At 64.1% G+C, this 24,721-nt stretch carries 17 protein-coding genes and 1 pseudogene; 16 read left to right on the forward strand and 2 right to left on the reverse strand.

Annotated features, from left to right (window positions below; translation table 11 throughout):
• Positions 1-729 precede the first annotated feature (729 nt).
• From NTD80_RS09235 to NTD80_RS09310, 16 genes and pseudogenes are all read left to right on the forward strand, one after another.
• Positions 730-3,123, forward strand: a complete 2,394-nt coding sequence (locus tag NTD80_RS09235; protein ID WP_262133265.1) for a TonB-dependent receptor plug domain-containing protein — start codon at positions 730-732, stop codon at positions 3,121-3,123.
• A 16-nt stretch (positions 3,124-3,139) separates the two neighbouring features.
• Positions 3,140-4,111, forward strand: coding sequence for an amino acid ABC transporter permease (locus NTD80_RS09240; RefSeq protein ID WP_262133266.1), 972 nt, complete (start codon positions 3,140-3,142; stop codon positions 4,109-4,111).
• Complete coding sequence (locus NTD80_RS09245) at positions 4,104-4,877, forward strand: amino acid ABC transporter ATP-binding protein (protein ID WP_262133268.1); 774 nt, start codon at positions 4,104-4,106, stop codon at positions 4,875-4,877. The genes NTD80_RS09240 and NTD80_RS09245 overlap by 8 nt, the downstream gene beginning before the upstream one ends.
• Positions 4,878-4,895: 18 nt before the next feature.
• Positions 4,896-5,819 (forward strand): ABC transporter substrate-binding protein, encoded by a 924-nt coding sequence (locus NTD80_RS09250; protein WP_065903548.1) that lies wholly within the window; start codon positions 4,896-4,898, stop codon positions 5,817-5,819.
• 12 nt (positions 5,820-5,831) lie between these two features.
• Positions 5,832-7,415, forward strand: coding sequence for a flavin monoamine oxidase family protein (locus NTD80_RS09255; protein WP_262133269.1), 1,584 nt, complete (start codon positions 5,832-5,834; stop codon positions 7,413-7,415).
• An 11-nt stretch (positions 7,416-7,426) separates the two neighbouring features.
• Positions 7,427-7,861: a RidA family protein gene (locus tag NTD80_RS09260; RefSeq protein WP_106803223.1), complete on the forward strand. Its 435-nt coding sequence runs from the start codon at positions 7,427-7,429 to the stop codon at positions 7,859-7,861.
• Between the two features lie 20 nt (positions 7,862-7,881).
• Complete coding sequence (locus tag NTD80_RS09265; RefSeq protein ID WP_262133270.1) at positions 7,882-9,099, forward strand: LLM class flavin-dependent oxidoreductase; 1,218 nt, start codon at positions 7,882-7,884, stop codon at positions 9,097-9,099.
• A pseudogene (locus NTD80_RS09270) lies at positions 9,062-9,298 on the forward strand (integrase core domain-containing protein); the annotation flags it as partial. The gene NTD80_RS09265 and the pseudogene NTD80_RS09270, both read left to right, overlap by 38 nt.
• Positions 9,299-10,097: 799 nt before the next feature.
• On the forward strand, positions 10,098-10,931 hold the full coding sequence (locus NTD80_RS09275; protein WP_262133271.1) for a class II aldolase/adducin family protein: 834 nt from the start codon (positions 10,098-10,100) through the stop codon (positions 10,929-10,931).
• Between the two features lie 10 nt (positions 10,932-10,941).
• Positions 10,942-11,898, forward strand: coding sequence for an ABC transporter substrate-binding protein (locus tag NTD80_RS09280; RefSeq protein WP_262133272.1), 957 nt, complete (start codon positions 10,942-10,944; stop codon positions 11,896-11,898).
• Positions 11,899-11,904: 6 nt separating this feature from the next.
• Entirely contained in the window at positions 11,905-14,349 is a 2,445-nt protein-coding gene (locus tag NTD80_RS09285; protein WP_262133273.1) for a TonB-dependent receptor plug domain-containing protein, read from the forward strand.
• Between the two features lie 13 nt (positions 14,350-14,362).
• Entirely contained in the window at positions 14,363-15,706 is a 1,344-nt protein-coding gene (locus NTD80_RS09290; RefSeq protein WP_262133274.1) for an LLM class flavin-dependent oxidoreductase, read from the forward strand.
• Positions 15,703-17,277 (forward strand): ABC transporter substrate-binding protein, encoded by a 1,575-nt coding sequence (locus tag NTD80_RS09295; RefSeq protein ID WP_262133275.1) that lies wholly within the window; start codon positions 15,703-15,705, stop codon positions 17,275-17,277. The genes NTD80_RS09290 and NTD80_RS09295 overlap by 4 nt, the downstream gene beginning before the upstream one ends.
• Positions 17,274-18,224, forward strand: coding sequence for an ABC transporter permease (locus NTD80_RS09300; protein ID WP_106803230.1), 951 nt, complete (start codon positions 17,274-17,276; stop codon positions 18,222-18,224). Before NTD80_RS09295 ends, NTD80_RS09300 begins: the two co-directional genes overlap by 4 nt.
• Complete coding sequence (locus NTD80_RS09305; protein WP_120449140.1) at positions 18,221-19,075, forward strand: ABC transporter permease; 855 nt, start codon at positions 18,221-18,223, stop codon at positions 19,073-19,075. Before NTD80_RS09300 ends, NTD80_RS09305 begins: the two co-directional genes overlap by 4 nt.
• On the forward strand, positions 19,072-20,778 hold the full coding sequence (locus tag NTD80_RS09310) for a dipeptide ABC transporter ATP-binding protein (protein ID WP_262133277.1): 1,707 nt from the start codon (positions 19,072-19,074) through the stop codon (positions 20,776-20,778). Before NTD80_RS09305 ends, NTD80_RS09310 begins: the two co-directional genes overlap by 4 nt.
• On the opposite strand, the gene NTD80_RS09315 is transcribed toward NTD80_RS09310, so the two are convergent.
• Both NTD80_RS09315 and NTD80_RS09320 read right to left on the reverse strand, forming a co-directional pair.
• Positions 20,775-22,349, reverse strand: a complete 1,575-nt coding sequence (locus NTD80_RS09315) for an alkaline phosphatase D family protein (protein WP_262133278.1) — start codon at positions 22,347-22,349, stop codon at positions 20,775-20,777. The two genes, NTD80_RS09310 and NTD80_RS09315, sit on opposite strands and share 4 nt — an antisense overlap.
• Before the next feature lie 9 nt (positions 22,350-22,358).
• A complete protein-coding gene (locus NTD80_RS09320) occupies positions 22,359-24,629 on the reverse strand; it encodes a TonB-dependent receptor (protein WP_213551079.1) in 2,271 nt (756 codons plus the stop codon).
• Positions 24,630-24,721 lie beyond the last annotated feature (92 nt).

The raw sequence follows: 24,721 nt of genomic DNA on the forward strand, positions 1-24,721 counted from the left end.
AGGTGATGCCATCGCAGGCAAGCCAGCTCCCACAGAAAAGCCAATCAGCTTTTGATCTGGCTTTTGATCTGGCTTTTGATCCGGCTTTTGATCTTGATCCTCAGGCGCCCCATTAACCACGCTGGCCGGAACTCGATATTGATTTGGGGGGTAAACCGGCAGGGATGCCGGTTTAGCCGCCCCGCGCCATGGATGGCGCGTGGCGGCGGCCCCCCAAATCAATGTCGGATTACGGGCACACCGAGCCTAGGCGAGGTGCCGAGTGGTGGGGCAAGAGCGTTTTGCTTACTTTTGCGCTTTTCAAAAGTGAGCCGCCGTAAGGGCGGAACCCATAGCCGCCGTTACCAAAGAAACGGATATGCTCCCCCTATAATCTCAAAAAGACATTACTAACAAGAATAAAACAAATCAAAAATAATGAATTTAGAGAATATTAGCTTATGCCCAAATAGCATTATATTTTTGATATCCATTCCTTTATGTTGAATCCAACAGCCTACCCCTGACCTCGGATGGTACCCAGCGTAATTCAGATTCTGCCCGCCACAACCGGGTCACGCGCCCCGCGGCAGAATCGTTGGAAGGGAGTTCAACGTATGTTGCCAATTCAATCCCCACACCTGCCCCACACCTAGTTCCAATCGCCGCAACACCCCTCGAAAAAACATCGAGCACCGCGCACGACCGCGTGATTGCCCGACCTCGCGATTTGGAAAGTCTGGAGTGGCTATGAAGCACGTTTTACAACCGACCGCCGTAGTGGCCCTGGCAATCCTGGCCGCTGCGGCCCAGGCCCAGGACGACAGCACCCTGTCTACCGTGGTGGTCACCGGTAACCGTGGCGCCGAACAGCGCACGGTCACCAGCAGCCCGGTGCCGATCGATGTGGTCAGCGCCAAGCAATTGCAGAGCACCGGCAAGCCCGGTCTGATGGAAGCCCTGAGCGCGGTGATCCCGTCGCTGACCCTGCCGGAAAAGACCGGCTGGGACGCCAGCGGCATTGCCCGCGCACCCAACCTGCGTGGCATGAGCGCCGCCGAAGTGCTGGTGCTGGTCAATGGCAAGCGCCGCCACACGGCCGCGACCTTGAATATCAACGGCATCAACACCGGCGCGGCGCCGGCCGACCTCGACCTGATCCCCATCAGCGCCATCGACCATGTGGAAGTGCTGCGCGACGGTGCCGCTGCCCAGTACGGTTCGGATGCCATCGCCGGGGTGATCAACGTGATCCTCAAGGCCGACACCAGCGGCACCTCGGTGACCAATGTCGGCCAGGGTTATGACGGCAAGAAGCAGACCGTGCAGCAAAGCCTCAACAAGGGCTTTGAAATCGGCAACGGCGGCATCGTGCAACTGGCGCTGGATGCGCGCAGCCAGAACGATGACAACAAGGCCAGCGCCAACGGCTACACCTACGCCCAGGCCTATGAGCAGGCCGGGCGCTCGACCTACGGCGGCTACGGCACCCCCAAGACCAACCTGCTGACCCTGGGCTACAACGCCGAGTTGCCGATCGACGACAGCTTCAGCCTCTACTCCTTCACCACGTATTCGCGACGCAAGGCCGAGCAGGGCCAGAACTTCCGCCTGCCGACCATCACCAACACCATTACCACCGGACCCAACGGTTACCCTGGCGGCTACACGCCGACCTGGTTTATCGACGAGGACGATTTTCAGGCGGCGTTGGGTGGCAAAGGCACGGTCGGCGAGTGGGACTGGGACTTGTCCACCACCTACGGGCGCAACGACGCAGAGCAGGGCACCACGCATAACCAGAACCCGTCGCTGGGCGAGGCCACGCCGAACCACTTCACCTCCGGCACCTGGATTTCCACCGAACTCACCACCAACCTCGACTTCAAGCGCGGCTTCGACATCGGCCTGCAAAAGCCCCTGGACCTGAGTTACGGCTTCGAGCATCGACGTGACACCTATGAGGTCCAGGCCGGTGATTACGCGTCCTATGCCAACGGCGGCTACTGCGTGGCGCCGGGCAACTGTGCATCGTCCGGGGCGCAGGTCACCAACGGCATTTCGCCGGATGAAGAAAGCAGCGCCTCGCGCAACAGCCTGGCCAGCTATGTCGACGTCGGCTTCAACCCTGTGCCGGACTGGTACGTGGGCACCGCCTTTCGCTACGAACACTACAACCAGGGCGTGGGTGCGACCCGCAGCGGCAAGCTGACCACCCGCTATGACTTCACCCCGCAGTTCGCCGTACGCGCCACCGTGAGCAATGGCTTCCGTGCACCGTCCCTGGCCAACAGCCTGTTCAGTGCGCGCTCGACCACGTATGGCGTGGTGAACGGGGTGTACCAGTCGATCAACTACGGCGTGCTGCCGGTCGGTTCGGCAGCGGCCAAGGCCCTCGGTGCCGAGGAACTCAAGCCCGAGCGCTCGACCAACTTCAGCCTCGGTTTCACCCTGACGCCCACCGATCGCCTGAACTTCACCGCCGACGCCTACGTGATCAACCTGCGTGACCGCATCACCCTCACCGGCACCTTGCTGGGCCCTGAAATCACCCAGGTACTGCAAGGCAACGGCATCACCTCCACCTCCGGCGGGCAGTACTTCATCAACGGTGCCGACACCCGCACCAAAGGCCTGGACCTGGTCGGCAACTACAGCCAGGACCTGGGCCAGTACGGCGCGCTGAAGTGGACGGCGGCGTTCAACTGGAACCAGACCAAGATCCTCAACTACAAGGAGTCGACCACGATCCTGGGCACCGCCTATGACCTGATGGACCGCCAGGCGCGCAACCTGATCACCGGTGTGCAGCCCAGCACCAAGCTGATCCTGGGCGGCGACTGGAGCATCGACCGCTTCAACCTCAACCTGGCCCTGACCCGCTACGGCTCCTACAAGGAGGTCAACGTCTCCGATGACCGCAGTCTCGACCGGATCTACAGCGCCAAATGGATCACCGACCTCGACCTTGGCTACAACCTCACCAAAGACCTCAACGTGGCCATCGGGGCCAAGAACCTGTTCGACGTCTACCCCAAGAAACAAGGCGTACCCAGCAGCACCATGGTCAGCAGCTACGGCACCTATTCGCCCTTCGGTTTTACCGGTGGCTACTACTACACCCGCTTGACCTATGCCTTCTAAGGCCGAGGAATAAACCATGCCCATCGTCGCCAAATCCTATGACCTGATTGATGAGGTCACCGACCAGCCGGTTCGCCAGAGCCGTGTCTCCACGCCGATCAAGGCCTTGCAGGTGGTGCCGGCGCGGCACCCCTGGCGCTGGGCAGGGTCGATCTTTGCCGCGCTGGTGCTGCTCGCCATCGTGCACTCCCTGGCCACCAACCCACGCTGGGAGTGGGGCGTGTTTGGGCAGTGGTTCTTCTCGCCGTCGGTGCTGCGCGGCCTCGGCCAGACGCTGTTGCTGACCCTGCTGAGCACCGTGTTCAGCATCGTCCTCGGCACCGCGCTGGCGCTGGCGCGGCTGTCGGGGTCGCCGTTGCTGGCGGCCCTGGCCTGGGGCTATATCTGGTTTTTCCGCTCGATGCCGGCGCTGCTGGTGCTGATCATCCTCTACAACTTCGCCTACCTGTACGACCACATCGTGCTCGGCGTGCCATTCACCAGCGTGGTCTTCGCCGAGTGGTCGACGGTGGACGTGCTCAGCCAATTCACCGTGGCGGTGCTCGGCCTGAGCCTGATGCAGGCGGCCTATGCGGCCGAGATCATTCGCGGCGGCCTGATCGGCGTCGACGCCGGCCAGCATGAGGCCGCGGCGGCCCTGGGGCTGCCGGCTTCGCGGCGGATCTTCCGGATCATCCTGCCCCAGGCGCTGCGCTCGATCCTGCCGTCGGGTTTCAACGAAATCATCGGCCTGGTCAAGGGCACCTCGATTGTCTACGTGCTGGCCCTGCCGGAGCTGTTCTACACCGTGCAGGTTATCTACAACCGCACCCAGGCGGTGATCCCGCTGCTGATCGTCGCGACCGTCTGGTACCTGATCATCACCACCGTGCTCACCAGCGCGCAGTACTACGTCGAGCGCCACTTTGCACGGGGCACCGCGCGCGTGTTGCCGCCTACGCCGCTGCAACGCATACGCGGCTGGCTGAAGGAGAAAACCCATGGCTGAAGCACGCGCAGGGCGTATCCAGATCCAGGGCGTGGGCAAGCGCTTTGGCAACCAGCAGGTGCTCAAGGACATCGACCTGACCATCGATCCGGGCAAGGTCACGGTGATTCTCGGGCCTTCGGGCTCGGGCAAATCCACCTTGCTGCGCACCATCAACCACCTGGAGAAGATCGACAGCGGGCACATCACCATCGACGGTGAATACGTCGGCTACCGGCGCAAGGGCGACCTGCTCTATGAACTCAAGGAGCGCGAGATTCTCAAGCGGCGTATCGACGTCGGTTTCGTGTTCCAGAACTTCAACCTGTTCCCGCACCTCACTGCCTGGGAAAACATCGCCGAGGCGACGCTGGCCCACAAGCGCTGGAGCAAGGCCGAGGCGCAGGCCAAGGCCAGTGAACTGCTGGCCAAGGTGGGCCTGGCCGACAAGGTCGACGCCTACCCGCGCCAGCTCTCGGGCGGCCAGCAACAGCGCGTTGCCATCGCCCGCGCCCTGGCGCTGGACCCCAAGGTGCTGCTGTTCGATGAACCGACCTCGGCCCTCGACCCGGAACTGGTGGGCGAGGTGCTCGACGTGATCAAGGGCCTGACCCAATTGGGCGTGACCCTGGTGATCGTCACCCACGAAATCGGCTTTGCCCGCGAAGTGGCCGACCACGTGGTGTTCCTCTGTGACGGGCAACTGATTGAAGAAGGCCCGCCCGAACAAATTTTCCGCCAACCCCGACATCCCCGCACCGTGGCCTTTCTCGGCAAGGTGCTTTAGTTCAAGGAGTGACTGCCCATGTTTATCACCACAGCCCGCGTGGCCCTGCTGGCGCTGGCCGTCAGCACCGCGCAAAGCGCCTTCGCCGTGCAACAGGTTGACCTCAGCCCTGACCGCGTGCGCATCCATGTGCCGCGCAATGAAGCGGCGATCGCGCAGATCCCGCCAGGCTTCAAGTTCGCCCAGCCGGGCAAGTTCACCGTCGCCGTGTCCGGTGTCGCCGGGCCACCCCTGGCGCTGCTCGCCAGTGACGACAAGACCACCATCGGCAGCGAAGCCGATACCGCGCAACTGGTGGCCGACAGCCTCGGCCTGCAACTCAACGTGGTGCAGACCAGTTGGGAAGACTGGCCCCTGGGTGTCAGTTCGGGGAAATACGACGCGGTGATCAGCAACGTCACGGTGACCGAGGCGCGCAAGAAGCGCTTTGACTTCGCCACCTATCGCCAGGACGTGCTGGGCTTCTACGTGAAGAGCACCAGCAAGATCACCGAGATCAAACAGGCCGAGGACATTGCCGGGCTGAAGATCATCGTCGGCTCCGGCACCAACCAGGAAAAAGTCCTGCTGGCCTGGAACGACGCCAATGAAAAGGCCGGCCGCAAGCCTGCGCTGTTGCAGTACTTCGACGACCAGGCCGCTGCGCAACTGGCGGTGCAGTCCGGGCGCAGTGATGCGCTGTTCGGGCCGAACTCGGTGTACGCCTATTCCGCCGCGATCACCGGAGGCATCAAGCGCGTCGGCACCGTCAACGGTGGCTGGCCGTTGCAGGCGGATATCGCCGTGACCACGCGCAAGGACAATGGCCTGGTCAAGCCGATCCACACCGCGCTGGAAGGCGCGATTGCCGGCGGCCAATACGAGCAGGTGCTGCAACGCTGGGGCCTGGACGTGGAGCGGGTCGACAAGTCGCTGATCAACCCACCGGGCCTGCCGGATTAAGGAGGATTTGACATGGGACTGACACGACGTGAAGCGCTGTCCAGCATTGCTGCGGTCGGCGGCGAAAAAGCCGTCAAGGATGCGCTCGCGGTATTGGGCCTGGGGCCTTCATCCCACCGCCGCCCGCAACCGCTGAAACTCAAGGAAGGCCTGGGGCAGGGCACCCGCGTGCTGGTGCTCGGCGCCGGGATCGCCGGGCTGGTCACCGCGCTGGAGCTGACCCGCGCCGGCTTCAGTGTGCAAGTGCTGGAGGCGCGTGAGCGGGTCGGCGGACGCACCTGGACCCTGCGCAACGGCGACCGCGTCGACTACACGGACGGTCGCACGCAGACCGTGGCATTCGATCAGGGCCTGTATTTCAACGCCGGCCCTGCGCGCATCCCCAGCCAGCACCGCACGATTCTCGACTACTGCAGCGAGCTGGGCGTGCCCCTCGAAGTGCTGGTCAACAGCAGCCATGGCGCCCAGGTGCGGCCGGATGTGAGCAAGCCGGCGTTCACCGTCGGCCAGGCGATCAACGATGCGCGCGGGCACCTGTCCGGGTTGCTGGCCAGGGCGGTGCAGCGCGATGCCCTCGATGATGTGTTGAGCAGTGAAGAACGCACGCGGTTGCTGGCGTTCCTGCAGGTGTATGGCGACCTGTCCCAGGAGCTGGCCTTCGAGGGCACGATTCGTTCCGGGCACCTGGAATCGCCCGCGCATCCTGGTGCCTTGCCGGCCAGCCGTGGTCCGCTGGCGCTGGATCAACTGCTGCACCCGGAACTCTGGGGCGCCTTGTTGCATACCGAGTTTCCGGAATTCTCGGCGACCATGTTCCAGCCGGTCGGCGGCATGGACCGCATCACCGATGCGTTCTACGAGCGGGTCCGTGGACAGGTGCAACTGGGCGCGCAGGTGCGCCAGATCCGCCAGCTGGAAGACGGCGTGGCTGTCACCTACCACGACACCCCGAGTGGCCGTGAACAGGTGGTTCGCGCCGATTACCTGGTCTCGACCCTGCCGTTGCCGCTGCTGGCCAGGCTCGATACGGACTTCAGCGACCCGATCAAGGCCGCCTTGCTCAGCACCCGCAGCGACCAGGCCACCAAAGTCGCCTGGCAATCGCCGCGCTTCTGGGAGACCGACTATCGCACCTACGGCGGCCTGTCCTGGATCGAGCATCCGGCGCGCCTGCTGTGGTACCCCAGCAACGACCTCAACACCCGCGAAGGCCTGCTGGTGGCGGGCTACGTGACCGGGGAGGGCGCCGCGGCCTTTGGCGCCCAGCCGTTCGACAAGCAGTACGCCACCTCCAAGGAAGCCGTGGAGCTGTTGCACCCGGGCTACTCGAAACACCTGCGCAACCCGCTGGCCGTGTCCTGGGAACAGATTCCCTACAGCGAAGGCCCGTGGCTGCAACGCGAACACTTCCCCGCCGACGCCAGTGCCTTGCTCGAACAGGCGCATGGGCGCGTGTACTTCGCCGGCGATGGCCTGGTGCAAAGCGGCGTGGGCATCTGGCAGGAATCGGCGGCCAACTCGGCACGGCATGTGGTCGCGCAATTGGCTGAGCGCGTGACCCAACAAACCCACCTTGCGGCCCTGGCCGCCTCCTGAGGATCAACACCATGAGCGACAGCATTCAACGTACCAGCGTCGGCGATTTCCCGATCTCGCAGACCGTCACCGTGCCGGCTTCCGCCAGCCTGATCTTCGTCAGCGGCACCTTGCCGGACCTGCACGACGCCAATGCCCAGGCGGGCACGCCGGCGGCCTATGGCGATACCGAAGTGCAGACCGTGTCGGTGTTCAACAAGATCCGCAGGATCCTTCAGCAACACGACCTCGACCTGGGCGATATCGTGCAATTGCGCGTGTTCCTGGTCGGCGCCGAAGAGACGGCCGGCAAGCTCGATTTTGCCGGCTTGCAGCGTGGCTATACGCAATTCTTCGGCACGCCCGAGCAGCCGCACAAACCCGCGCGCACGGCGTTGCAAGTGGTGGCGTTGCCACTGCCCGGTGCACTGGTGGAAGTCGAAGCCATCGCCGCCCGCACTGCTTGATGCCAACCAGGAGACCTCCCATGTCCACAGCACCGCGGCAACTCAAATTCGGCGCCATCCTCACCGGTGTCGGCACCGCGCAGAACGAATGGCTGCACCCGCAGATCCCAGGCGATGCCAGTGTCGATATCGACTGGTACCGTGCCCAGGCGCGGCAGGCGGAAGCGGCCAAGTTCGACCTGGTTTTCATCGTCGACAGCCCCTACATCACTGCGGATTCGGCGCCGCATTTTCTCAACCGCCTGGAGCCGCTGACCCTGCTCTCGGCCATCGCCGGGGCGACCTCGAAGATCGGCCTGGTGGCGACACTGACCACCTCCTATACCGAACCTTTCAACGTCGCGCGGCAGTTCGCCTCGCTGGACCTGATCAGCGGCGGGCGTGCCGGCTGGAACGTGGTCACCACGGGCCTTGAAGGCGCGGCTGGCAACTTTGGCCGTGAACAGCATATCGACCATACCGAGCGCTACCGCCGCGCGGCCGAACACCTGGAGGTGGTGCAAGGCCTGTGGGATTCCTACGAGGACGACGCCTTCGTGCGCGACAAAGCCAGCAAGGTCTTTCTCGATCCGCAGCGCCAGCATCGTCTCGACCACCATGGCGAGTTTTTCTCGGTGACCGGGCCGTTGAATATCCAGCGTTCGGCGCAGGGGCAGCCGGTGATTTTCCAGGCGGGCATCTCCGAGTCCGGGCGCAGCCTGGCGGCCAATTATGCCGAGGGGATTTTTGCCGGCGTGGGTAACTTCGAGGACGCCCAGGCCTACTACAGCGACATCAAGCGACGCACCGCAGCGGCGGGGCGCAACCCTGACCACGTGACCATCCTGCCGGGCATTTCGCCGATTATTGCCGACACCGACGAAGAGGCCCAGGCCATCGACCGCGCGCGCAATGGCGAGCTGGACCTGGACAAGGCGCTGGTACAACTGGGGCGGCCGTTCAACTACCACGACTTCAGCCAGTACCCGCTCGACGAACCTTTTCCGGAACTGGGCGACCTGGGCAGCAACGGTTATCGCGGGCATGCCGAGAACATCAAGCAAGTGGCCCGTGACCAGAAGTTGACCCTGCGTCAGGCGGCGCTGCGTTTTGCCAAGCCGTTTTCGAGTTTCGTCGGCTCGCCGAAGACTGTGGCGGACGAGATCGAGCGCTGGTTTGTCGAGGGCGCGGTGGATGGTTTCAACATCCACGTGGGCGCGCCTGCTGGAACATGGACTCCGACAAAGCATGAGCCGTAAAGGCGAATGCTGGGATAACGCTCCGATGGAGCGTTTCTTTGGAAGTTTGAAATCAGAGTGGGTGCCAGAAGCAGGCTACGGGTCGGAACATGAGGCCCGAGCGGATGTGCAGCGCTATGTATCGCGCTACAACATCACCAGGCCGCATAGCTACAACGACTATCGGTCACCAGTCGCCAGGGAGAAGCTGGTGGCGTGAAACCTTAATCGGTGTCCAAGATTACTTGACCAGTTCAAGCCAGCTCCCACATTTGATCTCCGTATGCCCGGGTGCCTAAGCCATACCTCAATTCCTGTGGGAGCAGGCAAGCAAGCTCCTACACGTATCCGCTCTTGATCTAACCACTCAGGCCGGCTGCCAGGCCGCCGTGCTTTTGCTTTTGCTTTTGCTTTTGATCTTGATCTTGATCTAGGCGCCCCATCAAACACGCTGGCCGGAATTCGATATTGATTTGGGGGGTAAACCGGCAGGGATGCCGGTTTAGCCGCCCCGCGCCATGGATGGCGCGTGGCGGCGGCCCCCCAAATCAATGTCGGATTACGGGCACACCGAGCCTAGGCGAGGTGCCGAGTGTTGGGGCAAGAGCGTTTTGGTTACTTTTGCGCTGTTCAAAAGTGACCCGCTGTAAGAGCGGAACCATAGTCGACCATCACCCAAATAACGGATATGCCCCCCATCCCCAAAAACCCCAAAAAAAATGCAATTAACTGATCATCACCTACCAGCATATTAAAAAAAGCTGATTATTAGCATATGACTACAAAGCCTTTTACAGACGTTTCTTAGACGAATACCTTTCAACCCAGCGACAACACACTCGACCCGACCCCTCGCATGGTGGAGGTGAGCACCGACGATACCCACCTGCGAGGGCCCCCTGATCATGACGACCTGACCACACTTCCCGCCGCCACACCGTCCTTGCGTTTCCACTGCCGGCCCTGCCGAGCCACGAATTCGCTCGCCTATAAAAACTGCCTGATCAGGGGTTGCTTGTATGAGTCATTCCACACTGTTCCCGCAAACCATCTACACCTTGCCCTACGACAATAATCGCCTGGCGCTGGGCGCCGTACCCACCCATGACGACCCGCTGCAAGAGCGCCTGCACCGCAAGCAACGCCTGGCCGCCGCCTACCGCCTGTTCGGCCGCCTGGGTTTCGAGGTAGGCGTGGCGGGACATTTCACCGCCCGCGACCCGGTCCATCCCGAGCAGTACTGGATCAACCCGCTGGGCGTGCTGTTCTCGCAGATCACCGTGTCGCACTTGTTGCGCGTCGATGGCAATGGCCAGGTGGTGGAAGGCGAGGGCCTGCTGAATACCAGCGCCCTGGAACTGCACCACGACCTGCAACAGGCACGCCCGGATGTGGTCGGCATTGCGCACTTTCATGGTTTTCATGGCCGCGTCTGGTCGTCGTTGGGCCAGCTGTTCGAGCCGATCACCGCCGAGTCCGGCGCCTTCCTCAATGACCAGGTGATCTTCCCGCGCCACGCCCTGCGCACCGCCAGTGGCGCGCTGGAACAGGACCGCAACATCGTCAGCCAGGCGTTCGTCGAGACCTTCGCCCAGAACAACCTGCTGGTGTGGCAGAACCATGGCCTGTGGGTCACCGGCGCGACGGTAGAAAGCGCCGCCTGGCGGTTCATCCTCGCCGAAGACACCGCCCGCGTGCACCTCGCCGCGCGGTCGGCCGGGCAGCCGCTGGTGCCGCCGGCGGACGCCTTGGAGGGCGGCTTCGACAAGGCCCGCCACGAGTTCTTCGCCTGGCTCAACTTCCTGCCGCTGTGGGACCAGATCCGCACCGAAGAACCCGACCTGCTCGACTGAGGCACCTGCCATGCACACCCTGACTCGTCGGCAATTACTGTTGGCTGGCGGCACCCTCGCGGCTGGCGCGCTGCTGGGCGCCCAGGCCGCCGAACCCTTGCGCGTGTGGCGCTACAAGGGCACCGCCGCGTCGTTTCTGGCTGACGCCGGCCAGGCCGACACGCCCTACCCGGTGGAATGGGTGGATGTCAGCGGCGGCAACCTGGTACTCGAAGCCCTGAGCAGCGGCCACCTGGACTACGCGTTCATGAGCGAGATCCCGCCGATCTTCGCCTCGATCGCCAAGGTGCCGATTGCACTGGTGGCCCAGTACGCAGGCGACCGCAACGACACGAGTCTGGTGGTGAAAAAAGGCGCTGGCATCCGCACGGTCCAGGACCTCAAGGGCAAGACCATCAGCTACGTACGGGCCACCAATACTCACTACTTTGTGCTGAACATGCTCGCGCAGAACGGCCTGTCCCTGGCCGATGTGACGGCGGTACCGCTGCCGATGCAGGACGCGCTCACCGCGTTTCGCAACGGCCATGTGGATGCCATCGCCACCGGCGGCATCAGCGCGCTGCAAGCCACCAGCCAGATGGACGGCGAACTGCTGGCGGACGTCAGCCGCTACTACTCCGGCAACTACGTGATTGCGACCACGCAACAGGTATTGGCCAACCCTCAGCGCCGCAGCCAGGTAGGCGATTTCTTGCGGCGTGAGCAAGCCACCTGGGCCTGGGTCAACGCCCATCCGGAACGCTGGGCCGAGCGCAGTGAAGTGCTGACCGGCATCGATCGTGCCCTGTACCTGCGCCAGTTCCAGCAGCGCAGCCGGCCGGGCCGCCTGCAAGGCATCGATGCCGACGCCATGACCTCCCAGCAGCAGGTGGCGGACCTGTTTTATGCCAACCATTTGATCAGCCAGAGCGTCGATGCACGAGCGCTGTGGCGTGACGACTTCAACCCTATTCTGAACAGTTGACCTGCCATGAAACCCATTGCCTACCGTTCCACCCTGCAACTCGCTCCCTTGATATTCGCCGGCTTTTCCATGCTGCCAGCCTACGCCGCCACCAGCGATGACACGCTCGACACGGTGATCGTCACCGGCTCGCGCGGCAGCGAGGCGCGCACCGTCACCAGCAGTCCGTCGCCAATCGATGTGATCAGCGCCCAGCAACTGGAGAAAACCGGTTCCAGCAGCCTGCGGACCGCCTTGCAGAAAACCCTGCCGTCGTTTTCCCAGCGGCCTTCGGGCACGTCCAACGACAGCATCGCGCGGCCCTACAGCCTGCGCGGCCTCAACGGCTCCAACGTGCTGGTGCTGGTCAACGGCAAGCGCCGCCACAACAGCGCGGTGATCAACCTCGACTCCACGGCGGCCTACGGCACCAACCCGGTGGACCTGGACATGATCCCGGTCAGCGCCATCGACCATATTGAGGTGCTGCGCGACGGCGCCTCGGCGCAGTACGGCTCGGACGCGATTGCCGGGGTGATCAACATCATCCTCAAGCAGAACGACAACGGTGGCTCGGTCAGCACCTCCTATGGCGAGTACACCAAGGGCGACGGCGGCACGATTCGCCAGACCCTGAACAACGGTTTCGCGCTGCCCAACGACGGCTTTTTCAACCTGTCTCTGGACGCCAAGTCCCAGCAGACCGCCGTGCGTGCCCGCGATGCGACGGGCGCGTTCTACTACCCGCAGGCCAACGGCTCACCGGACCCGCGCGAGGCCAACGACAAGGACGTGCAGAAAAACGGCCTGCCGAAAATCAAGGCGATCAACGTCGCCTACAACGCCGAACTGCCCCTGGACGACGTGACCCTGTACTCGTTCTCGACCCTCAGCCAGCGCGACGCGCGGGGCGGGCAGAACTACCGGCGGCCCAACTCCACCAACATCATCCCCTCGATTTACCCCGACGGTACGGCGCCGTTCTACACCCTGCGCGAAACCGACTACCAGGTCGCGGCCGGCGGCAAGGGCAAGGTCGCCGAGTGGAACTGGGACTTGAGTTCGACCTTTGGCCGCGACAAGGGCGTGGCCGGCGCCGACGACACCCTCAACGCCTCGCTCGGCCCGTCGAGCCCCACGCACTTCACCACCTACACCAACTATTTTGACCAGTGGACCAACAACCTCGACCTGACCCGCGCCTTCGACATCGGCCTGAGCAAGCCGCTGCAAGTCTCGGCCGGCCTCGAGCATCGGCATGAGCGCTACAAGACCGAGTCGGGCAACCCGCTGTCGTACATCAACGGCGGCTATGTCTACCCCAGCGGTCCGCTGGCCGGGCAACCCGGCGCGGTGGGCGCCCAGGGCGCGATCACCCTGACCCCGGATGACGAAGGCCAGGCCAGTCGCAACAGCTACGCCAGCTACCTGGATGTGGGCCTCAACCCCACCGAGAAACTCTATGTGGGCGTGGCCGGGCGCTTCGAGCATTACGACGACAGCTCAGGCAACACCAGCAGCGGCAAGCTCTCGTTGCGCTATGACTTCACCCCTGAATTCGCCTTGCGCGGCACCCTCAGCAACGGCTTTCGCGCGCCGTCGCTGTCGCAATCGGTGTATGCGCAGACCGCCAACCAATACACCACCGTCAATGGCGTGGCGCAGTTCGTCGAGGCCAAGTCGGTGCGGGTCGATTCGCCGCTGGCCCAGGCGCTTGGCGCAGAGGATCTGAAGCCGGAGAAGTCGCGCAATATCAGCCTCGGCTTCGCCTATAAGCCGGTGCCCGAAGCGAATATCACTGTGGACGCCTATCAGATCGAGATCAGCGACCGCATCGCCCAGACGGGTTTCCTCTACGGCAGCGGCGTCGACCAGATCCTGCAGGCCAACGGCTTCCGTCCTGGCTACCGGGTCAAGTACTTCACCAACGCTGCCGACACCACCACGCGCGGCATCGACCTGGTCACCGACTACCGCGTCGATTACGGCGCCCTCGGCACCGTCAAATATGGCGTGGCGGCCAACTACAACAAGACCACGATCGACAGCATCAAGTCGACGCCCGCCGCACTCACCGCCGTGGGCAGCAACCTGGCGCTGTTCGACCGCGTGGCCCAGGGATACCTGACCGTGGCCAACCCCAAGACCAAGCTGATCCTCAGCGCCAACTGGAAGGTCGACAAGTTTGACATCAACGCCGGCCTGACCCGCTACGACAAGGTCATCGCCCGTGACACCAACCCGGCTTATGACGTGACCTACGGCGCCAAGTGGCTCACCGACCTGGAGCTGGCCTACAACCTCACCAAGGACCTGAACCTGGCGGTGGGCGCCAACAACCTGCTCAACGTCAAGGCCGACAACAACGCGTTCCCCCAAGGCGATATCAACGGGTTCCCCAAGTTCGGCAGCATCTCGCCGTTCGATCCCTACGGTGCGTTCTGGTACACCCGCGCGACCTACACCTTCTGATGAGGACTGCGACATGAGCCAACAAGAACGACAGATACTGCTCGGCGCCTTCATTCCGAGTGCCGGGATCATGGGGTCGGCCTGGCGCCACCCGAGTGCCGCCGCCGACTCGTTCCGCGATTTCGAGCACTTTCGCTGGATCGCCGAAAAGCTTGAGGCGGCGCGTTTTCATGCGTTGTTTTTCAACGACACGGTGAACGTCGACCTCGACCCCCTGGCCCTGGCGCGCGGCCCCAACAGCGTGCGCTGGGACCCGCTGGTGCTGTTGCCAGCGCTGGCCCTGGCGACACGGCATATCGGCCTGATCGCCACCGCCAGCACCACCTACAACGAGCCGTACAACATTGCGCGCAAGTTCGCCAACATCGATCACCTCAGCGGTGGCCGGGTCGGCTGGAACCTGGTGACCTCACTGGGCGGCGGCGAGAATTTCAACCGCGACGACCACATCAAGCACGCCGACCGCTATGAGCGCGCCGAAGAGTTCTACGACGTGGTCACCGGCCTGTGGGACAGCTGGGCCGACGATGCATTTATCCAGGACAAGGCTTCCGGGCAATGGCTGGATACCGACAAGCTGCACGTGCTCAACCACCACGGCAAATACTTCCAGGTGCAGGGCCCGCTCAACGCTGCTCGCCCGGTGCAGGGCTACCCGGTGATTGCCCAGGCCGGCTCCTCCGATGCCGGCCGGCGCTTGGCGGCGCGCGCCGGGGAGTTGATCTTTACCGCCCAGCACACCGTGGAGCAGGGCCAGGCGTTCTACCGTGAAATCAAACACACCGCTGCCGGGTTGGGGCGTAACCCCGAGCACCTGAAAGTACTGCCGGGCGTCTCCACCGTGATCGGGCGTACCCAGGCCGAAGCCCAGGCCAAATACGATCAACTGCAGGAGCTGCAGGACCCGAAGGCGTTCCTCAGTTCGATCTCGCGCTTTACCAGCTTGGGTTTCGACCTGTCGGAGCTGCCGTTCGATTCATTGGTGCCGCTGCCGCCCGAGCAGTTCGACACCAACACCCACAAGAGCCGGCAGAAGCTGGTGTTTGACTTGATCCGCCGCGAGCGCCCGACCGTGCGTGAGCTGTTCAACAAGCTGACCGCCGGTGGGCATCGGATCCTGATCGGCACGCCCGAAAGTGTGGCGGATGACTTCCAGGAATGGTTCGAAAGTGGCGCTGCCGATGGCTTCAACGTGATGTTCTCCGGGCTGCACCAGGGCATCGCCGATTTTGCCGATGGCGTGGTGCCGCAGTTGCAGCGCCGCGGTTTGTTCCGCCAGGAATACCAGGGCCAGACCCTGCGCGAAAACCTCGGCTTGCCGTATATCGCCAACCGTCGTCAGGGAGCGCGTCCATGAAGCCGTTTTCAGTCGCATTGTTGGCGCTGCTGCTGGCCGGGTGTGGCGGCCCGTCCGGCGAGGTCAGCCAGGCCGACCCGTCCAAGCCCCACAGCGGCGGCACACTGCGCGTCGCCCTGGACGGCGATCCGCAATGCGTCGACCCGCAGCAGGCGGGCAATAACACCGCGCTGAACGTCGGGAGGCAATTGGTGGACTCCCTCACCGACCAGGACCCGGTCACCGGCGCCATTGTGCCGTGGCTGGCCGAGCGCTGGGAGGTGGATGCGGATTCGCGGCGCTTCACCTTTGTGCTGCGCCAGGGCGCGACCTTCAGCGACGGCGCGGCGGTGGACGCTGCGGCGGTCAAGGCCAACCTGGAAGGTATCCTGGCCCTGGGCGCGCGCTCGATCCTCGGCTCGACCTACCTGGCCGGGCTCAAGCGCATCGACACCCCGGACAGCCACACGGTGGTGGTCGAGTTCGAGCAGTCCAACGCGCAATTCCTGCAAGCCACCTCGACCATGACCCTGGGACTGTTGTCGCCCGCCAACCTGGCCTTGTCGTCAGGTGAGCGCTGCCAGGGCCAGTTGGTCGGCTCGGGGCCGTTTGTACTGAAGTCGTTCGTGCATAACCAGAAAGTGTCGCTGAGCCGGCGCGAGGACTACGCCTGGGGTTCTTCCTTGGCGGCCCACACGGGCAAGGCCTGGCTCGACGGCATCGAGTTCCTGATCATTCCCGAATCCGGCGTGCGCCTGGGCAGCCTGGCGTCCGCGCAGATCGAGGTGAACACCAGCGTCGCGCCACAGGATGAACCGGGCATCGAAGGCCAGGGCCTGGTGCTGTTGACCCGGGCCAATCCCGGCGTGGTGTTCAACCTGGCGCTGAATGAATCGACGCCGCTGTTCGCCGATATCAAGGTGCGCCAGGCGCTGAACAAGGCGATCGACCGGGCTGAGTTGCAGCGCATCATTTCCCGCTACCAGAAACCCGCCACCGCCTTGCTTGCCACCAGCACGCCGCTGTACCGCGACTTTTCCAGCCTGTTGGCCTATGACCCGGAAGGGGCGCGCCGGCTGTTGGACGAGGCCGGCTGGCAAGTGGGCGCGGATGGCGTGCGGGTCAAGGACGGCAAGCGCCTGGCGTTTCGCCTGGACTACTGGCAGCAGACGCCCATCCTGGAACTGGTGCAGCAGCAATTGAAGGGCGTGGGCATCGACTTCCAACTGAATAAATCCACCATCAGCCAGGTCACGGCGATCCAGGCCGGTGGGGATTTCAGCGTGCGCTTTCTCAACCTGACCCGCGCCGACCCGGACGTGCTGCGCACCGTGTATGACGCCCGGGGCTACAACATCAACAAGCGCGAACCGGGCGAGGTGGACCGGCTGTTGAGCGAGTCGTCCAAGACACTCGACAGCGCCAAGCGCCAGGGGCTGATCGACCAGGCCAGCGAGTTGCTGCTGCGTGACGGTCATGCGATTGCCCTGGTGGAGCTGGCGACGGTGCTGGCCCACGGCAAGAAGGTCCAGGGCCTGCATTACGAAGCGTCCTCGCGGCTGCAGTTCTTCGACACCTGGTTGCAGCCATGAGGGGCACCGCGCTGTACCTGTTGGGCCGTGGTGGCCAGGCGTTGCTGGTGCTGTGGGCGGCGTTCAGCCTGTCATTCGTGATTCTGTACGCGCTGCCCAGCGACCCGGTGAGCATCATGCTCAACCAGAGCGGCGAGCAGAGCACCGTCAACCAGCAGCAAGTCGCGGCGCTACGCGCGCAGTACCACCTCGACGAGCCGCTGGCGGTGCAGTACGGCATTGCCCTGTGGCATGCCGTGCAGCTGGATTTCGGCAACTCGATCCAGAGTGGCCAGCCGGTATCGGCGTCATTGGCCGAGGCGTTGCCGAAGACGGCGGCCCTGGCGCTGGTGTCGCTGGCGGTGGCGCTGGTGCTGGGCGTGAGCCTCGCGCTGGTCGCCAGCCTGACCCGCCGGCGCTGGCTGCGCGACCTGTTGCTCGGCTTGCCGGCGGTGGCCGTGTCGTTGCCGACCTTCTGGGTGGGGCTGCTGTTGTTGCAGTGGTTTTCCTTCGGCTGGCACTGGTTTCCGGCGATGGGCAACCAGGGGTTTGCCTCACTGGTCCTGCCGACCCTGACACTCGCGATTCCGACCAGCGCGGTGATCGCCCAGGTGCTGGCGCGCTCGTTGGCCGCCACCGCGCGCCTGCCATTCGTGGATGCACTGCGCGCCAAGGGCCTGAGCCCGCTGCGGGTGCTGTTGACCCATGTGCTGCACAACGCGGTGATCCCGATCCTCAGCTTGAGCGGGGTGATTGTCGGCTCGCTGCTGGCCGGCTCGGTGGTCACCGAGACCGTGTTCTCCCGTGAGGGCGTCGGCCGCCTGGCCCAGGGGGCGGTCAGCACCCAGGATATTCCGGTGGTACAGGGCGTGGTGGTGTTGGCGGCATTGATCTTTATCGCGGTCAACCTGCTGGTCGACCTGTTGTATCCGTTGCTCGACCCACGTATTCGCGGAGCTGCACGATGAGCCTTGCCTTGACCGCTGTTTTGCCGCGTCCGCGCCACTTGCGCGCGTTGCGCCGCCGCCCGTTGCTGCCGCTGGGCGTGATCGTCCTGCTGCTGGTGTTGGGCTGGGCGTTGTGGCCGCAGTTGTTCACGCATTTCGACCCGCTGCTCGGGGTGCCGGCCAATGCCTTGCAGAGCCCGTCCCTGGCGCACTGGTTTGGCACCGACCACCTCGGCCGCGACCTCTATAGCCGTACGGTGTACGGCGCCGGGCTGTCGTTGCGCGCGACCTTGCTGGCGGTGCTGATTGCGTTGGTCAGCGGCATCCTCCTCGGGGTGTTGGCGGGGTTCTTCGGCGGCTGGGTAGACGCGGTGCTGATGCGCCTGGTGGAAGTCTTGATGGCGATCCCGGCATTGCTGTTGGCCATGGCGGTGATCACAGTGCTGGGCTTTGGCACGCTGAACATCGCCCTGGCGGTGGGCCTGTCGTCGGTCGCGACCTTCGCGCGCCTGGTGCGCGGCGAAGTGTTGCGTTGGCGTGCGAGTACGTTTGTCGAGGCCGCATCGGCCTGTGGTGTCGGGCCGTGGACCATTATCGCGCGGCACATCCTGCCCCACGCCAGCGCGCCGGTGCTCGCGTTAGCCGCGCTGGAATTCGGCAGTGCGGTGCTGTCGGTCTCGGCCTTGAGTTTTCTCGGCTTCGGCGCGCCACCGCCGCAACCCGAATGGGGTCTGCTGGTGGCCGAAGGGCGTAACTTCATGATTGCCGCCTGGTGGTACACCAGCCTGCCGGGCCTGGTCGTGGCTGCGGTCGTGGTGTCGGCCAACCAACTGGCGCGGGCGTTGCAACAGGATCAAGGAGGCACACGATGACAGACCACCTTTTGCTCGACGTACGCGACCTGCGTATCGCCTACCACGGCCGCGACGGGCGCACCGAAGGCGTGGCGGGCATTGATTTCCAGCTCAAGGCCGGCGAGATCCTGGCGATTGTCGGCGAGTCCGGCTCGGGTAAATCGACCACGGCGGCAGCCTTGGTCGGCTTGCTGGCGGGCAACGCGCAGATCGAATCCGGCAGCATTCGCCTGGCAGGCGAGGAATTGACCACTGCCAGCGAACGCCAGTGGCAAAGCATTCGCGGGCGCAGCGTGGGCTTTGTGCCGCAGGATCCGGGCTTGTCCCTCGACCCGGTCAAGCGCATCGGCCACCAACTGCTCGAGGCCCTGACCCTGCACGGCATGCCCAAGCCGCTGGCGCGCCAGCGCAGCCTGGCACTGTTGCGCGAAGTCGGGCTGGCGGACGCCGAGCGTGTTGCTCGCGGTTATCCGCATCAACTCTCCGGCGGCATGCGCCAGCGCGTGCTGATCGCCATCGCCCTGGCCAATGACCCGCCGCTGGTGATCGCCGATGAGCCGACCAGCGCGCTGGATGTGGGCGTGCAGCGGCAGATTCTCGATCGCCTGCAAACCCTGGCCCGTGAACGTGGCACGGCAGTGTTGCTGATCACCCATGATCTGGGCGTGGCCCTTGACCGCGCCGACCGGCTGCTGGTGATGCACCAGGGGCGCATCGTCGAAACCGGCGATGCGCGTCGCGTCTTCGAGGCGCCGCAGCATGCCTACACCCGGCAGTTGCTGCAGGCGGCACCAAGCTTGTTGGTGCAGCAACGCCGGCAGGTGAGTGCGCAGCGTGTGGAGGCCACGCCGCTGTTGACGGTGCAGGGGCTGCGCAAGGATTTCTCGACCTGGCGCCACCCGACTCCGCTGGCGGTGGACGGGGTGTCGTTCCATCTGCCGCGTCACGGCACCACCAGCCTGGTGGGGGAGTCGGGCTCGGGCAAGTCGACCACTGCGCGCCTGATTCTCGGGTTGGAGCGGTTGGACAGCGGCAGCGTGGTATTCGATGGGCAGGACATCAGCCACGTGTCGCGCCGCGAGTGGCTGGCGTTGCGGCGGCAGATCCAGGTGGTTTACCAGAATCCCTATGCCTCGCTGAACCCACGGTTGAGCCTGGAGCAGATCATCAGCGAGCCGTTGCAGGCCTTTGCGTTGGGCGACAGCGCCTGGCGCCGCCAGCGCGCGGCGACCTTGCTGGAACAGGTCGAGTTGCCGGCGCGGTTGCTGGGGAGTCGGCCGGTGGAGTTGTCGGGCGGGCAGCGGCAGCGGGTGGCGATTGCACGGGCGCTGGCATTGGAGCCGCAGTTGCTGGTGCTGGATGAGGCGTTGTCGGCGCTGGATGCGTCGATTCAGGGACAGATTCTGACGTTGCTCGCGGACCTGCAAGAACGGCTGGGCTTGAGCTACCTGTTTATCTCCCATGATCTGGCGGTGGTGCGGCAGATTTCCGATCATGTGGTGGTGATGCAGGCGGGCAGGGTGGTGGAGCAGGGCGCCTGTGAACAGATCTTCACCGCGGCTGCCCATGACTACACCCGTAGCCTGCTGGCCGATATTCCCGGCCAGCACACCCCCTGCAGGCGCCGGCTGGCCGGCGATGAGGCGCCTTCTTTAAGCGTCAATTCGGCGACCGCCATCGCCGGCAAGCCGGCTCCTGCAAGGAGGGTGGTGCAGCTTTAGGCCTCGATAAGCTGCGGGCTGCCACTCTCCACGACAAAGTGCTTGAGCGTCGACACCGTGGCGTTGGGGTCCAGGCGATCGGAGATCGCCTGCATCTTCACCGCCAGGCGCTCCGGCGTCAGGTCCAGCGACAAATATCCACGGGGCCGACTGTCGTAAAAGCGGATCTGCGGATTGGCCGGCAATATGGACTGCACTGCCTCGTAGCTCGGCCCATTGGAGGTGATCGAGGTGCCGACAAACTCCGCCGCCACCAACTTCGAATCCGGATCCTCCGGCCGCTCATACAAATGGTTGGCCCAGAACGAGTGATAGTCCCCGCTCAATACCACCGGGTTCGCCACCCGGCTTTCACGCAGGTTGTCGATCAGCCGCCCGCGCGCCGCCTGGAAACCGTCCCAGCTGTCGGTCCAGTACCGCGCGCCATCGGTGCCCGGCCGTTCCGCCCGCAACGGCGCCACCAGCAGGTCCTGGGCGAGCAGGTTCCAGCGGCTGTCGCTGCGGCGCAAACCGTCGTACAGCCAGCGTTCCTGCTCAAACCCCAGCAGCGTGCGCTTGGGATCGGAGAGGTCCACGCAGCTGCTCAGTTCCATGTGGCCTTTGCCGAAATTCGGCGCCTGGTAGCACGGCTGGCGCGAGCGGTACTGGCGGCCATCGAGCACCGGGATCGCGGCGAGATCGCCATAGGTGAAACGCCGGTAAATCTGCGGGCTGCCATTGCTGCCCAGCGGCGGGCGCCGCAACGGCATGTTCTCCAGGAAGGCCTGGTACGCCGCCGCCCGGCGTTGCTGGAAGGCCGCGAGGGTCACGCCCGGATCCTTGGAGGACACACCGGAGTAGTCGTCCTGCACCTCATGGTCGTCCCAGGTCGCGATCCACGGTGCAGCGGCGTGCAGCTGTTGCAGGTCCGGGTCGGTCTTGTGCAATGCGTAGCGGTACCGGTAGCCGGCCAGGTCGGTGGCTTCGGGGGCGCCGTATGAGCGGGCCAGGCCCTGTGTGCCGGGGGCGTTGGTGTATTCGTAGATGTAGTCGCCGAGAAACAGCACCAGGTCGGGACGCTCGTTGGCCATGTGCCGATACGCACTGAACAGCCCACGCTCGTAATGGGCGCAGGAAGCGACGCCCAGGCGCAGGTGATCGACTTTGGCGTTCAGTGCCGGCAGGGTCAGGGCGCGGCCGGTCGGCCCGCGCTCGCCCAGGGCGATGAAGCGATACCAGTATTCGCGCCCCGGTTGCAGCCCGTGCAATTGCACATGCACGGCGTGGCCGTTGATCGCCAGGGCCTGGGTGCGTCCGCGCTGGGCAATGCGCTGGAAGTGTTCATCCAGGCCGACTTCCCAATCCACCGGGATGCTCGCCGGCAGCGCGTATTCATTGCCGGGAAACAGCGGCAGCGTGCTCAGTCGAGTCCAGATCACAAAGCCATCGGGCCAGGGATCGCCACTGGCGACCCCCAGCGTGAACGGCGTGGCGACATTCGCCAGCGCGCTGCCGTAACGCAACACCAGGGGCGCAGCCGCCGCCCCGGCCAGCAGGCGCAGGGCCTGGCGGCGGTTCAGATCAAAAGTCATGACAGGTCCCTAGAATTTGTAGCTGGCCTGGACACCCACGGTGCGTGGGTCGCCCGGCGTGGCGATTTGGGCGTTGGACAGGAACGAGCCGTGGTACAGGTCGTATTTCTTGTCGAACACGTTGCGGGCCCACAGCGCGCCCGACCAGTTGCTGCCCTTGGGCGTCACACCCAGGCGCGCATTCGCCAGCCAGTAGGCCTGGGTGGTGGTGCCGTTGCTGCCGGTGATGCGGTCGTGGAACGAGTAGTCGCTCTCGGCGCTGAAGGTAAAACCGCCGACGTCCCACACATATTGCAGCTGGCCGCCGTAGCTGATTTTCGGGAAGTTGGTCAGGCTGGAACCGGAGAAGTCGGTGTACACCGGGTAGGCAAACCCCACCGCGCGGGTCGCGGTGCTGTTCAGACCCTGGTAGTCGACGTACTTGCCTTTCTTGGTGCCGAAGTACTGGCCGAGGGTCAGGCCCGACACCGGCTCCCATTGCAGCTCCAGCTCATAGCCGTAGATCTTCGACTTGGGAATATTCACCAGCCGGCCGACGTTGCCCACTGCCTGGCTGATCCACACCTGCGACTGGTATTGCTGGTCGCGATAGTCGTAGTAGAACGCCGAGCCGTTGAAGCGCAGCGTGTCGCTCAAGTCACTCTTGAAGCCCACTTCATAGGCCAGCAGTTTTTCCGGTTTGACCGGTGCGATCTGCTCGGCATAGCTGGAGTTGTAGGCGGTAAAACCACCGGACTTGATCCCGCGGCTGACCGTCGAATACAGCAGGGTCGACGGTGTGAGCTGGTACTCGAGGCCGAGCTTCCAGGAGGTGGAGTTGCTGTCCAGGTCGCTGTCGGCGGCCGGGAAACTCAACTGCCCGAGACGGTACACGCCGTTGTTGACGAGGATGCGCTGGGTGGAGAAATCCTCGAGTTCGCGGTGTTCTTTTTCCTGGCGCACACCGACGATCAATTTCCAGTCATCGGTCAGCTGGTAGTCGCCCTGGGCGAAGGCGCTGTAGGTGTTGGATTTCTGCGTGTAGGAGGTGTAGGTGCCGTAGCCGAGGTTGGCGCTGAAGTCCGAGTAGAAGTTTTCGTCCAGGCGGTCCTGGGCGAAATACAGGCCGGTCTGCCAGTTGAAGCGCTCGTTGTCGTGGGAGGCCAGGCGCAGTTCCTGGGAGAACACTTCGATCTTGGAGTCGAAGTATTCATCCGATTGCGGGATCACCGACGCGTCCCAGTCGATGTATTCGCGGCGCCGGAAGCGGTCGGATGCGGTGATGCTGGTCACGCTCAAATGGTCATTCAGGTCGAACGTACCCGTGAGCGCGAAACCGGTGTTGTCGTTATCGCGATGCGGCTTGTCACCCACCGACAGCCCGGTGAGCTTGGCAAAGCCCGGGGTGAGGCCCCAGCCGGTTTTCTTGCCGTCGTTTTCCGGGCTGATGCTTGAGTAGGCGGCGCCGTTGGCGTTGGGTTTCAGCCCCTGGTACAGGTACGAGCCGCGGCTGTCGGACTTGTCCTCGCCGGCATGCACGGTCAGGTTGAAGTTGATGTCCGGCGTGGCGTCCCAATCGAACTGGCCGCGCACCGAGGTGTTGTCCTTGTCGCCCAGGCTTTGCCCGGTCACCCGGTTCTCCTGCCAGGCGCCGCCTTGTTCAGTGATGAAAGCCAGGCGTGCGCGCAGGGTGTCGCTGAGCGGCCCGGAGAGAAACCCCTCGACGTTGCTGGCGTTGTAGGAGCCGTAGCTGGTGGTCAGCCCACCGTGGAATTCACGCGTGGGTTTGTTGGTGATGAAGTTGATCGCGCCGGCCGTGCTGTTGCGCCCGTACAGCGTGCCCTGCGGGCCACGCAGCACCTCGACGCGCTCCAGGTCGAAGAGCTGGCCCTGAGTCTGGATCGGGTAGGGCAAGGCGACCTGATCCAGGTATACGCCGACGGTGGAGGTGTTGTTGCTGCCGTAATCCTTGAGCCCGACGCCGCGAATGCGGAACAGCGGGTTGCCGCCGCCGTACTGCGGCGCGATGTCGAGGTTGGGCACGTAGTTCTGCAGCTCGTTGACGTTGGTCACACCCTTGTTCTGCAGGTCCTGGCCGCTGAGCGCGGTCAGGGCGATACCCACGTCCTGGGCGGATTCTTCATGCCGCTGGGCGGTCACCGTGACCTGCGGCAGGGCAGTCGTGGTCTGGTTGTCGGCCCCCAGCGCATCGCCGGCCAGCAACGCCATGAAGGGCGCACTGGCAAGGACAAACGGGCGGGCGGGTTTGGTGTAGCGATGGTTGCGAAGCAGCGAGTGCATGGCAAGGTCCCTTAAGAAATCCGATTCTTGAGCGCGGGGCAGGCGGAATGCCGTCCCATCGCGCAGGGGCCGCTCTTTGAAGAGTAAGCTGC

This window comes from Pseudomonas sp. 13B_2.1_Bac1 (assembly GCF_025466155.1).
GTDB lineage: Bacteria > Pseudomonadota > Gammaproteobacteria > Pseudomonadales > Pseudomonadaceae > Aquipseudomonas > Aquipseudomonas aylmerensis.